14 protein-coding genes are annotated in these 12,371 nt (G+C 50.4%); 13 read left to right on the forward strand and 1 reads right to left on the reverse strand.

Translation table 11 applies throughout. The features are described from left to right. Window positions 1–50 precede the first annotated feature (50 nt). The 11 genes from IVG45_RS22560 to IVG45_RS04285 all read left to right on the forward strand — a co-directional run bounded on the left by IVG45_RS22560 (window position 51) and on the right by IVG45_RS04285 (window position 9,263). Entirely contained in the window at window positions 51–425 is a 375-nt protein-coding gene (locus IVG45_RS22560) for a PAS domain-containing protein (protein ID WP_230874748.1), read from the forward strand. Beyond that, complete coding sequence (locus IVG45_RS04240; RefSeq protein WP_230874749.1) at window positions 410–1,999, forward strand: methyl-accepting chemotaxis protein; 1,590 nt, start codon at window positions 410–412, stop codon at window positions 1,997–1,999. The genes IVG45_RS22560 and IVG45_RS04240 overlap by 16 nt, the downstream gene beginning before the upstream one ends. A 146-nt stretch (window positions 2,000–2,145) precedes the next feature. Further along, window positions 2,146–2,649 carry a chemotaxis protein CheW gene (locus tag IVG45_RS04245; RefSeq protein WP_196436644.1) on the forward strand — a complete coding sequence of 168 codons (504 nt, stop codon included), beginning with the start codon at window positions 2,146–2,148 and terminating at the stop codon, window positions 2,647–2,649. Further along, the gene (locus IVG45_RS04250) at window positions 2,650–3,411 is read left to right on the forward strand and encodes a ParA family protein (protein WP_196436645.1); all 762 of its coding nucleotides are present in this window, start codon (window positions 2,650–2,652) and stop codon (window positions 3,409–3,411) included. Beyond that, window positions 3,411–3,935, forward strand: coding sequence for an STAS domain-containing protein (locus tag IVG45_RS04255; protein WP_196436646.1), 525 nt, complete (start codon window positions 3,411–3,413; stop codon window positions 3,933–3,935). Before IVG45_RS04250 ends, IVG45_RS04255 begins: the two co-directional genes overlap by 1 nt. Window positions 3,936–3,985: 50 nt before the next feature. After that, the gene (locus IVG45_RS04260) at window positions 3,986–4,822 is read left to right on the forward strand and encodes a CheR family methyltransferase (protein WP_230874750.1); all 837 of its coding nucleotides are present in this window, start codon (window positions 3,986–3,988) and stop codon (window positions 4,820–4,822) included. After that, entirely contained in the window at window positions 4,819–5,457 is a 639-nt protein-coding gene (gene cheD, locus IVG45_RS04265; protein WP_196436647.1) for a chemoreceptor glutamine deamidase CheD, read from the forward strand. Before IVG45_RS04260 ends, cheD begins: the two co-directional genes overlap by 4 nt. Before the next feature lie 7 nt (window positions 5,458–5,464). Next, the gene (locus IVG45_RS04270; protein WP_196436648.1) at window positions 5,465–6,520 is read left to right on the forward strand and encodes a protein-glutamate methylesterase/protein-glutamine glutaminase; all 1,056 of its coding nucleotides are present in this window, start codon (window positions 5,465–5,467) and stop codon (window positions 6,518–6,520) included. A gap of 6 nt (window positions 6,521–6,526) precedes the next feature. Beyond that, complete coding sequence (locus IVG45_RS04275) at window positions 6,527–7,735, forward strand: methyl-accepting chemotaxis protein (protein ID WP_196436649.1); 1,209 nt, start codon at window positions 6,527–6,529, stop codon at window positions 7,733–7,735. A 46-nt stretch (window positions 7,736–7,781) separates the two neighbouring features. Next, complete coding sequence (locus IVG45_RS04280) at window positions 7,782–8,081, forward strand: STAS domain-containing protein (protein WP_196436650.1); 300 nt, start codon at window positions 7,782–7,784, stop codon at window positions 8,079–8,081. A 66-nt stretch (window positions 8,082–8,147) separates the two neighbouring features. Beyond that, complete coding sequence (locus IVG45_RS04285; RefSeq protein ID WP_196436651.1) at window positions 8,148–9,263, forward strand: AI-2E family transporter; 1,116 nt, start codon at window positions 8,148–8,150, stop codon at window positions 9,261–9,263. Window positions 9,264–9,465: 202 nt separating this feature from the next. Here IVG45_RS04285 and IVG45_RS04290 read toward each other — a convergent pair whose 3' ends face one another. Continuing rightward, window positions 9,466–10,878, reverse strand: a complete 1,413-nt coding sequence (locus tag IVG45_RS04290; protein ID WP_196436652.1) for a PhoH family protein — start codon at window positions 10,876–10,878, stop codon at window positions 9,466–9,468. 224 nt (window positions 10,879–11,102) lie between these two features. Between IVG45_RS04290 and IVG45_RS04295 the strand changes: the two genes are divergently transcribed. Beyond that, the gene (locus IVG45_RS04295; RefSeq protein ID WP_196436653.1) at window positions 11,103–11,642 is read left to right on the forward strand and encodes a hypothetical protein; all 540 of its coding nucleotides are present in this window, start codon (window positions 11,103–11,105) and stop codon (window positions 11,640–11,642) included. 25 nt (window positions 11,643–11,667) lie between these two features. Then, complete coding sequence (locus tag IVG45_RS04300; protein ID WP_196436654.1) at window positions 11,668–12,354, forward strand: tetratricopeptide repeat protein; 687 nt, start codon at window positions 11,668–11,670, stop codon at window positions 12,352–12,354. Window positions 12,355–12,371: the final 17 nt, after the last annotated feature.

A 12,371-nucleotide genomic window follows, 5' to 3' on the forward strand; every position in this document is an offset into this window, starting at 1 on the left:
GGTTTTGGGCGAAACACTGAGTATGGCCGGGATTTATCGGAGAATTTACAATGAAAATCAATCATCCCGTGACCGATCGTGAAGTGATGATGAAGCCGGGTACCATATTGGTGACCCGCACCAATTTAAAAGGCATCATTACCTACGCCAATGATGCTTTCATCGAAATCAGCGGTTTCACCAAAGACGAATTGATAGGGGTCAATCATAATATCGTCCGCCATCCCGATATGCCGCCGGCTGCTTTCGAGGATTTGTGGCAGTGCCTTAAAAATCAGAAACCCTGGTCCGCGCCGGTTAAAAACAGGACTAAATCCGGCGACTATTATTGGGTCGAAGCCAACGTTACACCGGTTTATAAAAATGCCAAGGCGACGAAATCGGTGATTTCAATCGGGCCTTGTATGGCATGCAAGTCAAGTTGAATGCCGACATGGCCTATACCAAGCAAGTCGCGGCCGAAGCCACCCGCATCAGACAGGCTCTGGATAATGTGCAATCGTGCGTGATGGTGGCGAATAATGATCTCGACATCATTTATATGAACCGCACCGTAGCGGAGATGTTCAAACATGCCGAGTCCGATATTCGCACCCAGTTGCCGAATTTCGATTCCGGCAAATTAATGGGGGCCAATATCGATCAATTTCATCGGAATCCGGCTCATCAACGTGGATTACTGGCCGGTTTGAATACTACCTTCAGTTCCGAACTGGTGATTGGCGGGCGTCACATGAATATCGTCGCCAATCCGGTTAAAAACGACGATGGCGAACGTATTGGCGTGGTGGTTGAGTGGCTTGACAGAACCAATGAAGTCAAAGTCGAACAGGAAATCGAGGATATCGTCGAAAGCGTCAAAGTCGGACGTCTGGATAAACGTTTATCGTTGGCGGACAAACAGGGCTTCTTCGCCAAATTGAGCGAGGGGATCAATGAACTGACCGATGTGATCGAACGCGTGTTCAAGGATGTAGGCAGCACCATGGAAAGCATGGCCGAGGGTGATTTGACCAATCGGATTCATAGCGATTACCAAGGGGTCTATCTCAACTGCAAAAACGACATCAATGCCACGATTGATAAATTGAGCGAGATTTTTGGCCAAGTCAACGAATCGGCCATTTTCATCAATAATTCGTCTCAGGAAATCGCCAGCGGTAATAACAATCTATCGCAGCGCGCCGAACAGCAGGCAGCCAATCTGGAGCAAACCGCCGCCAGCATGGAAGAGTTGACCGCGACGGTAAAAAATAACGCGGATAACGCCCAGCAGGCCAATTTAGTTGCCAGCAATGCCAGGGAACTGGCCGAAAAAGGCGGCACCGTGGTTACCGCGGCGGTGGCGGCGATGCAGGAAATCAATGAAAGCAGCAATAAGATCGCGGATATTATCAGCGTAATCGATGAAATCGCCTTTCAAACCAATCTGTTGGCGCTAAACGCCTCGGTGGAAGCCGCCCGGGCCGGCGAGCAAGGCCGCGGTTTTTCGGTGGTGGCCACCGAAGTTAGAAATCTGGCTCAACGCAGTGCGACTGCCGCCCGCGAAAGTAAAGAGCTTATCCAGACCAGTGTGCAGAAAGTTCGCACCGGTACCGAGTTCGTCAACGAAACCGGAAAGGCGTTGAGTGAAATTGTGGCGGGTGTTAAGAAAGTAGGCGACATCGTCGCCGGGATTGCAAATGCCAGCGTCGAACAATCGGCCGGGATCGCGCAGGTCAATCAGGCCGTGGCTCAAATGGATGAAATCACCCAGCAAAATGCGGCCTTGGCGGAGCAAGCTTCGGCCGCAAGCGTGTCGATGAGTGATCTTTCCACCAACATGGTTGAATTGCTGTCGTTTTTCAATCTGGGCAATGAAGGCAAAAAAAACGAGTCGCCCACCCATTACCAAACGCGCGCGGATACTCGTGTTTCCGCCGAACCTAAGACCGCTGCTCATGCGCGCCAGCCCAGCTATAAAAGCGTTGCCAGCGACGAGGAATGGCAGGATTTTTAAGTTTTTATAACGATTCAAAACATTGTGTTGGCGCGAATTTTTTTGCCCATTGAATTTCGATACCTCCGCCTACTGGGTAATCAGCTTCCCACGGGATGGCGTTATCGTGTTAAAACCTCCCGATCTGACCGCCTGGAACAGCCGTAATGACAGCCGATATAAAGTCTGAAACACATATAGAGCAATTCCTGACTTTTGAGTTGGCGGACGAGGCTTATGGAATTGAAATTCTTAAAGTACAGGAAATCAGAGGTTGGGAACCTATTAGAAAAATTCCTAATACACCGGCCTATGTCAAAGGCGCCTTGAATCTTAGGGGAACCATCGTGCCCATCGTCGATTTGCGCGAACGATTCAATATGGAAACAGTGGAATATACGCCGGTCACGGTCGTGATCGTGGTCTGTATTCAGACCGAAAATGCAGGCCCGGCGGTGATGGGTATCGTGGCCGACGCGGTTTCGGATGTTTTGGATATCAATCCGGCGGAGATCAAACACAGTCCTAATCTGGGGGCCAAGATCAATACCCGTTATATCCGCGGCATGTTCGTGGCTAAGAAAAACATGGTGATGTTGCTGGATGTGGACAAGCTGTTGAATCCGGATGAATTTGTCGAGATTACCGATTTGTCCGGTTCCAAAGACTAAATGAGTGCCAGGATCGTAGCTGTTTTGAATCAGAAGGGCGGTGTCGGAAAAACCACTACCTCCGTTAACTTGACTCATGCCTTGGCTCGGCTTGGCAAAAAGATCACTGTCATCGATCTCGATCCACAAAGTCATCTGTCGGTTGCATTGGGGGTGGTGTCGAGGCAGCAAAGCGGAATAGACCAGGTCATGCTAGGCCAAAGTTCGCTTACGCAACAATTGATTCCGGTCAGGGAGAACCTGAACTTGGTGCCGGCCGGCCCCCGGTTGCAGGAAATAGAACAGCTCAACCAGGGTGGTTCTCACCGTGGTGATTTGCTCCGAAATGCCCTGATACAGGGAGTGGAAAATCAGGACTTTGTGTTTATCGATTGCCCGCCTTCTTCGGGTATTTTGGTGGCGAATGCCTTGTTTGCGGCAGAAGAATTGTTGGTGCCAATGACCAGCGATTACCTGGCGCTGCAGGGGTTGTCGCATTTGATGGGCACGATCAAGAAATTTGACGCGGCCTTGAATAAACGCTACCGCATGCAATTGATTATGTCCCGCTACATCCCTAATCGCCGGCTGTCCAAGGATGTTCTCGATACCATAAAGAAATATTTTCCCGGCCAAATTCTGGCAACCCCGATCAGGGAAACCGCCGCGCTGGCCGAGTGCCCCAGTTTTGGCAAAACTATTTTTGAATATCGTCCCGGCTGGCGTTCCGCGCAAGATTTTTCCGCGTTGGCTGGAGACTTTTTAGCAGGCAAGGTAATGTGATGTCGGAAAACGATGATAACAGTTTGATTGGTTACGATCCCCTGGCCTGGATGCATGACCCCGATCAACAGAAAAGCGAAGCGCCTGCCTGGGTTGATGAGCCGACGGCCGAGGAGCTGGTCGAACCAGACCAAAACGCATCGATTGACAATAGTGTCGATGATTCGACTGCCGGCACCGAGGAGGTTCTTGACGTAGTGCAAGAATGGCCCACGGCAGGCTCGGCGGACACGATTCAACGGATTGCGTTGGAGCCGGCGCAAAACATCCAGAATGTTGCCCAATTACATGAACAATTACTGCACATGCTCAATACCGGTAACAAAATAGAGATTGATGCCTCCGCCGTGACCCAGATCGATACGGCAACCTTGCAATTGCTGTTGATATTGAAGCAAACCGCGATCAATTTGCAAAAAGAAGTGGCGATAGATTTTCCGTCGGAGAAATTCACCGAAGCGGCCGGTTTGCTGGGTATTGCGGGCTTGTTGGAAGTCGATCAGTCCGTGGCCGGTTTTTTCTAGTACGGTGCTGGCTTCGATGACCGAATGTAATCGCTTTGAAGAAGGTGGCAATGATTGAAAAAGTGCGCGAGTTTGAATATACCCTGGAGGATTTCAATTGTTTACGAAAAATCTCCAATCAGCATTCCGGGATAATGGTACCCGACGACAAATTCGATATGTTTTATTCAAGGCTATCCAAACGAGTGCGCATGCTGGGGTTTAGCCGTTTCAAACAATATTGCGATTATTTACATAGCTATCCCGATCAGGAGTTTACCCAGTTCATCAATGCGGTCACGACCAATCTGACCTCGTTTTTTAGAGAGAATCACCATTTCGACTATCTAAGTCAAAGCTTGCTGCCCGAGTTACTCAAGAAAAATCAGGCGCAAAGACAAATCAAGGTTTGGTCGGCGGGCTGTTCCACCGGTGAAGAGCCTTATTCTATTGCCATGGCATTGATGGAAAACATTCCGGAAGATTGGGCCATAAAAATTTTGGCGACAGACCTGGATACCAATGTACTTTCGACGGCCGCCGAGGCAATTTATCCGCTGGATAAAGTAGCCGCGATTGGTGAACAACGTTTGCATCGTTGGTTCCAAAAAGGTGTCGGAGCTCAAAACAACAAGGTTCGAGTAAAATCTTCGTTGCGGCGGCTTATCCACTTTGCCCCATTGAATTTGATGCAGGAATGGCCGATGAAGGGGGGATTCGATTTTATTTTCTGCCGGAATGTGCTGATCTATTTTGATAGGGATACCAAATCCCAATTGGCGAATCGTTATGCCGGTTTGTTGAGGGAGGGGGGGCATTTATTTATCGGTCATTCCGAATCCCTGCATCAACTCGACACCCCGTTTACCCTGATCGGCAATACCATATACAAAAAGACCGCTTTATGACCGATAACCTTTCACTGGGTCGGCCATCCCTGCCCGGCTTTGAACACGTCAATCGCTATTGGGATCCGGAAAACCAGATTGTGGCGGCGAAATTATTGCCGGGGGAATACTATGTCACCACCGATAACGAGATGGTAACCACGGTGCTGGGTTCTTGTGTTTCCGCCTGTATCCGTGACGCGGTGAGCGGGATAGGCGGCATGAATCATTTCATGTTGCCGGAGACCAGTAAGTCGCGGTTGAATTCAAGAGACGAGAAAGTTGTGGGAACTGCTTTGCGCTATGGCAATTACGCGATGGAGCATTTGATCAATACCATATTGCAATATGGCGGCAAACGTAAAAATCTGGAAGTGAAATTGTTTGGCGGCGGCAAAATTATTGCGACCTTGAGCGATGTCGGCTCCAGAAACATCGAATTTGTATTGGATTATGTCGATACCGAAGCACTAAAGCTGGTATCGCAAGACCTGGGTGATATTTATCCGCGCAAAGTCAATTTCTACCCGCAAACCGGCCGGGTACGGATGAAAAAGATCAAGGATTTGCATAACGACACAATTATATTGCGTGAAAAACAATACGGTTCGCAAATTAAGGACGTGTCGGTTGAAGGTAGCATAGAGTTATTTTAGGACGCAGATGGACAAGATAAAATTGCTGATCGTCGACGATTCGGCGTTGATAAGAACTATGCTGACTCAGATTTTTAGCGAGGCTGAAGATATAGAAGTGGTCGGCACCGCTAGCGATCCGTTGATTGCCAGGGATAAAATCAAGGCGCTGAATCCGGATGTGCTGACGCTGGATGTGGAAATGCCGCGCATGGATGGCTTGACCTTCTTGCGTAATTTGATGCGGCTCAGACCGATGCCGGTCGTGATGATTTCGACCCTGACTGCCAAGGGAGCCGAAGTAACCTTGGAGGCATTGGCGCTGGGTGCCGTGGATTTTGTGGCTAAACCCAAGGCCGATGTGCCGAACGCCTTGCGGGATTACTCGGAGGAAATTATCAACAAGGTGCGCATGGCGGCCAATGTGAACGTCAAGCCTTTGGAATTCAATAAGCCCAGAGACACGAATGCGATGCTCGAACAACCGCAATCCAACCTGAAAAAACATTTCAAAACCACCGATAAGATCATCGCCGTCGGCGCCTCCACCGGGGGAACCGAAGCGCTGAAGCAAGTGGTGCAGATGTTACCGGCGCATGCGCCGGCCATGGTAGTGACACAACATTTGCCGGTTGCATTTAGTGCTTCATTTGCCAAGCATGTCGATGAAGTCGGCAAGATGAGTGCCTGCATCGCAAACGATGGGCAGCTGATTTTGCCTGGCAACATCTATATAGCGCCCGGCGATCAGCATCTGAGAGTGGCGCGCGATGGCGCCCGGTATATCTGCCGGTTGGATGATGGGCCGCTGGTCAATCGCCACAAACCTTCGGTGGAAGTGTTGTTTCAGTCGATAGCCGAGAATGTGGGTAAAAACGCAATCGGCGTGATGCTGACGGGTATGGGCGCGGATGGGGCTAAGGCCATGCTGCAGATGCGCGAGGCGGGTGCCGTCAATATTGTCCAAGACCAGGCATCCAGCGTGGTTTGGGGCATGCCGGGCGAAGCTTATAGGCAGGGCGCCGCGCATCATATGGTATCCTTGGAACGGATCGCGGCACAAATTCTGGCTTTAATGGATTGAGTTTTTATGACCAAATTTCTGGTAGATAACAGTTTGTCGGTGCTATTCACGCTGTTGCTGGTGTTATCGCCACTGGTAGCTCCCTTGCAAGCATGGGCCTGGTTGTCCGCGCCATTGATTGCGGTTTTATGGATTGCCAAAGCCTTCATCCTGCAGCGGCGGCGATTGGCGGCGGACGAAAATGTCGGCAATAGTCTCGATGAGGAGCGCTTGAATCGAGCGATAGACCGATATGTGAATGGTTTGGCCGGCTGCGTGGGCGATGAATTGATGCAGTTGAATCATGAGTTGCAAAAACTGAAATCGATAGTGGCCGATGCGGTATCTACCATGTCGAGTAGTTTTAACAACTTGCATCAACTGACTTCGGGCCAGTCGTCAGTCGTGCGCTCCTTGATTAGCGATCTTGACGGTTCGACTGAAAAGGCCGACGGTACCATGAGTTTCCAGCAATTTGCCGAGGAAACGGATAGGGTGCTGGGTTTTTTCATTGAACATATCGTGCTGATTAGCAAACAAAGCATGGAAATGGTGGGCGTGATTAACGATGTCGGCGGCCACATGGCTCATGTGGAAAAGTTGTTGGGCGACGTGCAGAAAATTGCCGATCAAACTAATTTGTTGGCATTGAATGCGGCAATTGAAGCGGCAAGGGCTGGGGAAGCGGGCAGGGGATTTGCGGTGGTGGCCGATGAAGTGCGCAACCTGTCCAAGCATTCGGATAAATTCAGCGAAGAAATCAAGGCCGTGGTCAACGCCTCTAAGAATAATATCCGCCAGGCCCAATCCATGATTGAAGTGATGGCCTCCAAGGATATGAACGTGGCGCTTAGTTCAAAAGCCAAAATCGATAAAATGATGGCCGATATTACCGTGATTAATGCCAAGGTATCGAACAGTGTCGCGCAAGTTTCGCAACTGACCTCTCGGGTGGAGGCCAGTGTCAACGATGCGGTCAGGGGCTTGCAGTTTGAGGATATGTCGCGGCAATTGATCGAATATTTGCAAGGTAATATTCAGCATTTTCAAGCGATGAACGATGAAGTCGCGATCGGCATGGGCATATTTAAAACCACCGATGCCGCCAGTTGGGAAAAACAGTTGAATGAAGGTGTCGAACGTTTGCGGGACATGAAGCAACAATGGCATGCCAAAACCACCCATCAGGCGGTATCGCAATCCTCGGTGGAAGAGGGTGATGTCGAGTTATTTTGAACGGGATTATTGTCACAATGCGCGGAAAAACCGATAGGAGAGCAAAATGAGTGTCGAGGCTAGCGTGGTTTCAGGGGTGTTAACGATCAAGATAGGAGGCCGTTTCGATTTTGGCGTACACAAGCAAATGCGAGAGGCCACCAATCTGGCGACGGCCGATGTCAAAAAAATTGAAGTCGATTTGTCGAACACGGACTATTTGGACAGTTCGGCATTAGGCATGTTACTGGTCCTACGCGACAAGATTGCCGGCGACAAGCATACCGTTTCAATAAAAGGCGCTAGGGCTGAAGTAAAAAAAATTCTCGAAATCGCCAATTTTGACAAACTTTTCAGTCTATCCTGACGACTTTTCCTCTGCTTGCTCGTCAACCAAGAGTAAGTTGCGGCTGTTTTCCAAATCAAATTCCCGATGAGCAAACAAACCGATTTTTCCAATCTCGACTTCGTGCGGGATTTCTTTCACCGCTTTTTACCTAATTCTCAAGTCGTTTCCCTGGCAATCAGCCTGGTCGCCGGATCGTTGCTGATCTATAGTCTGGCGGGTTTGTTGATGCCGGTATTTGCTTCCGTTGTGATCGCTTACTTGCTGGAAGGTCTGGTGACCAAGGCCGAGCCTCGCTGGATGCCTCGGTTGGCGGCCGTGCATCTGGTGTTTTTTGCTTTTTTGACCATGCTCGGGTTCATATTGTTTGTGTTGGTGCCTATCGTTTCGGAGCAAACCGTGCAACTGGTGCAGCGCATACCGGAGATAGTCTACAGCGCGCAAACCCAGATCATGCGCTTGCCCGACATGTATCCCGAATTGATTTCGCAGGCGCGTATTCGGGAAATGATGTTTTCCATCCAACAAGATTTATTAAAATACGGCCAAGGAGTGATTTCCGGGTCGGCCCAGTCTTTTGCCGGATTGCTGGCGGCGATTATTTATTTGTTTTTGGTGCCGTTGATGGTGTTTTTCTGCATGAAAGACAAGGACTTGTTGATCGGTTGGTTTGCCCAGTTTTTTCCTCGGGACATGACATTGACGCTACGTGTCTGGCAGGAAGTGGATGCGCAGATAGCCAATTATGTCCGAGGTAAGTTCGTGGAGGTCTTCATCCTGTGGGCAGCCAGTTATCTGACCTTTTCGCTGTTGAACCTGAACTATTCGATGTTGTTGGCCGTGTTGATGGGGCTATCCGTGGTGATTCCGTACGTCGGGGCCACGCTAGTGACGTTTCCGGTGTTGGGCGTGGCCTATGTTCAATGGGGGATGGAGGGCGGCAACGACTTTATGTATGTCATGATCGCCTATTCCATCATTCAGGCTATCGATGGCGTGGTGCTGGTGCCGCTGTTATTTTCCGAGGCGGTCAATCTGCATCCTATCGCTATTATCGTCGCCATTTTGTTTTTCGGTGGTTTGTGGGGATTCTGGGGGGTGTTTTTCGCGATTCCATTGGCCACGCTGGTCAAGGCCGTGTTAACGGCATGGCCGCGGACGGGACAAGGACAAATTCAAACCTTTAATAGCGAATTGCCTTAATCGCTATTTCAACTTGAACAGCCACATAGCCTTTCATGGGGCGAATGAATGTGTCCCAATATTGCTCGCCAAAATTTCTGGAAGTTATTTTTGACCAAACTATGCACGGGCGGGAACCCGTCCGATTTTGCTTTTGCACTATCGGACGGGTTCCGGCTTAAGCTGTTACAGCAACTGCTTTAAGCGGGAAGATGGTTTCGTCTTATAAGTTTTCGGAGGCATAATCCGCCAGCCGCGAACGTTCGCCGCGTTTTAGCGTGATGTGCGCGCTGTTTTCCCAGCCCTTGAAGCGGTCGACCACGTAAGTCAGACCCGAGCTGGTGGCGGTCAAATAAGGCGTGTCGATTTGGGCCAGATTGCCTATGCAAATGATTTTGGTGCCGGGGCCGGCGCGGGTAATCAGGGTTTTCATCTGCTTGGGCGTCAGATTTTGCGCCTCGTCGATAATCAGATAACGGTTTAAAAAAGTCCGTCCGCGCATGAAATTTAACGATCGGATCTTGACCCTGTTCATCATCATGTTGTGCGAGGCGCCTTGTTCCCAGTCGGTCGTGCCCGAGCGGCTGCCCAGCAGTTCCAGGTTATCCATCAACGCCCCCATCCAGGGCGCCATTTTTTCCTCTTCACTGCCGGGTAAAAAACCGATGTCCTCGCCGACGGGCACCGTTTCACGCGTCATGATGATTTCCAGAAAAGCCTTGTGCTCCATGGTCAGCGACAGGCCCGCCGCCAGTGCCAGCAAGGTCTTGCCGGTGCCGGCGGTGCCGAGCAGGGTCACGAAATCGATGTTGGGGTCCAATAACGCATTCAAGGCAAAATTTTGTTCCCGGTTCTTGGCGCACACGCCCCAGACGCTATGGTGCTTGTTGCGGAAATCCTGGGCCAGTTGTAAAACAGCGGTTTCACCGTCGCAGGATTTGACCAGTGCTTCAAAGCCGGACTCGTCCTCGATATACAGATATTGATTCGGATACCAGTCCGCCACATGCGGGCCATGAATCCGGTAAAAAGTATGATTGTTTTCCTGCCAGGATTCCATTTTGCCGCCGTGTTCTTCCCAAAAATCCGGCTCCAGCGCCATCTGGCCGCTGTAGAGCAGGTCGATGTCTTCTATGGTTTGGTCGTTATGGTAATCCTCGGCATTGATTTGCAAGGCTGCGGCCTTGATCCGCATGTTGATGTCTTTCGAGACCAGAATGACGTTAACGTCCGGATATTCCTTACTCAAGGCCAATACAATGCTCAAAATCGAGTTGTCGGCAATCTGGCCCGGCAGGTCGGCCGGCAACAGATGCGACAGTTGCCGGGTTTGAAAATACAGGCGGCCGGATTGTTCGGCGTCTCCGCTTGGCCCATGTTCGATACGCGATAAGGGCAGGCCTTCATTAATGGTGTGCTGATCGGCGCCGCGAATCAACTCATCCAGGAATCTGCTGACTTGACGTACGTTACGAGAAACGTCCGACAAGCCTTTTTTAGCATGATCCAATTCTTCCAATACCACCATCGGAATGAAAAGATTATGTTCCTGGAAACGAAAAATAGAGGCGGGATCGTGCATCAAAACATTGGTGTCCAGCACGAACAGTTTTTTGGCGGTGGAATGAATATTCATGAATACCTTTAAATTGAGGTTGGGTTTTATTATTCGACTTTGTACCGTGCGGCATTTCTACCCCATCCAGCCGGGATGCGTCAAATCCGGCTGAAATCTTGCTATTAAGGTTTGCCGTTAGTCTGCAAGCGGTTTGTATTGCCGGGCCAATTACAATAGAATGCGGGAGTGGCTTCGTTTTGACAGCTTGTGTAGTTTTTTCTTTTATTATTTGGTGTCCATCTATGACGTTTTCAGGATCAAGCCAGCCGGATTTGGATTGGAGCCAGATCAGGGAAACCATTAAATTGCTGGCGGTATCCGTCGCTCAGGTAGAGAGCGGTATGAAGATAGGCGACGCATCGGTGACCGAATTGGCCGAGTCATTTGCCAGCATGGTGGATGACATGAGCGCGATTCAAAATATCCTGATAACCCTGGCACCCAGCGATCAACGCGATAGTGCCTTGCGGCATTGCACCGCGACTCAGGAAAGAATTTATGCTTCGATCGTGGCTTTCCAGTTTTACGATAGGTTGCAACAGTGTTTGCAGCATGTTTCGATCGGACTAAAGGGACTGTCGGACATCATCGAAACACCGAGCAGGCTGTATAATCCGTCCGAATGGTACAAATTTCAGCAGGAAATTCGCGGGCGTTACACGATGGAATCCGAAAAAATCATGTTTGATGCCATTCTGCAGGGCAAAAGCATAGACGAGGCTTTGGCCTTGGCATCGGATTCCGCAAACAATGTCCCTCAGGATGAAATCGAACTCTTTTAATTGATGTAAAAACCCCAAGTTGTTAATGAAAAACAAAGCTCTGTTAGTCGTCCTGCCCGTACTTTTATTGGCTGCGGGTTGTAGTACTTCTCCCGAACAACCGCCAAAGCCGGTTGCGAAAGTAGTCAAGCCGAAGCAGCCATTGCCGCCTCGTCCCCCGGCTAAAAAAGTGGTTCCCCCCGTTGCTAAAAAGTCCGTTCCGAGTGCGGGAAATGCCACCTATGCCATCGATGATGCCAAAACCAATTTCAAAGTAGAGCCGACATTGCCGAGTTTCCGCGCCGAACCGCTGGTGCCTCCGGTCGACGCGGCGCCCGTTCCAGCGCCGGTGGCGCCCGAAGTTCCGGCTTTTACCGTGGAGGAAGCGCGCATACCTTCAGGGACTTCGCCGGCGGTGGTCGCGTTGTTGACCGAGGCCGATCGTAATCGGACGGCGGGTGATCTGGACGCGGCCGTGGTGTCAACCGAACGGGCCTTGCGCATCGATTCCCGTAATCCGACCCTGACCTATAAACTGGCTCAACTCAGAATCAAACAGAACAAACCGCAACAGGCGGAAGAGTTGGCCGGCAAGGCCGCCTTACTGGCCGGTGGCGATCTGGATTTGAAGCGCAAAAGCTGGATGCTGATAGCTGAGGCCAGACGTGTGCAGGGTAATATCGAGGGTGCTAAGGAAGCCAAGGCCAAAGCCGAAAGTTTTTTCGGCCGTTAGTTTAGTTTCGGATTTAG

The organism is Methylomonas sp. LL1 (assembly GCF_015711015.1).
Taxonomy (GTDB): domain Bacteria; phylum Pseudomonadota; class Gammaproteobacteria; order Methylococcales; family Methylomonadaceae; genus Methylomonas.

Coding starts and splice junctions, on each gene's coding strand:
- IVG45_RS22560 (WP_230874748.1), top strand. CDS start 51: ATGAAAATCAATCATCCCGTGACCGATCGTGAAGTGATGATGAAGCCG.
- IVG45_RS04240 (WP_230874749.1), top strand. CDS start 410: ATGCAAGTCAAGTTGAATGCCGACATGGCCTATACCAAGCAAGTCGCG.
- IVG45_RS04245 (WP_196436644.1), top strand. CDS start 2,146: ATGACAGCCGATATAAAGTCTGAAACACATATAGAGCAATTCCTGACT.
- IVG45_RS04250 (WP_196436645.1), top strand. CDS start 2,650: ATGAGTGCCAGGATCGTAGCTGTTTTGAATCAGAAGGGCGGTGTCGGA.
- IVG45_RS04255 (WP_196436646.1), top strand. CDS start 3,411: ATGTCGGAAAACGATGATAACAGTTTGATTGGTTACGATCCCCTGGCC.
- IVG45_RS04260 (WP_230874750.1), top strand. CDS start 3,986: ATGATTGAAAAAGTGCGCGAGTTTGAATATACCCTGGAGGATTTCAAT.
- cheD (WP_196436647.1), top strand. CDS start 4,819: ATGACCGATAACCTTTCACTGGGTCGGCCATCCCTGCCCGGCTTTGAA.
- IVG45_RS04270 (WP_196436648.1), top strand. CDS start 5,465: ATGGACAAGATAAAATTGCTGATCGTCGACGATTCGGCGTTGATAAGA.
- IVG45_RS04275 (WP_196436649.1), top strand. CDS start 6,527: ATGACCAAATTTCTGGTAGATAACAGTTTGTCGGTGCTATTCACGCTG.
- IVG45_RS04280 (WP_196436650.1), top strand. CDS start 7,782: ATGAGTGTCGAGGCTAGCGTGGTTTCAGGGGTGTTAACGATCAAGATA.
- IVG45_RS04285 (WP_196436651.1), top strand. CDS start 8,148: ATGAGCAAACAAACCGATTTTTCCAATCTCGACTTCGTGCGGGATTTC.
- IVG45_RS04290 (WP_196436652.1), bottom strand. CDS start 10,878: ATGAATATTCATTCCACCGCCAAAAAACTGTTCGTGCTGGACACCAAT.
- IVG45_RS04295 (WP_196436653.1), top strand. CDS start 11,103: ATGACGTTTTCAGGATCAAGCCAGCCGGATTTGGATTGGAGCCAGATC.
- IVG45_RS04300 (WP_196436654.1), top strand. CDS start 11,668: ATGAAAAACAAAGCTCTGTTAGTCGTCCTGCCCGTACTTTTATTGGCT.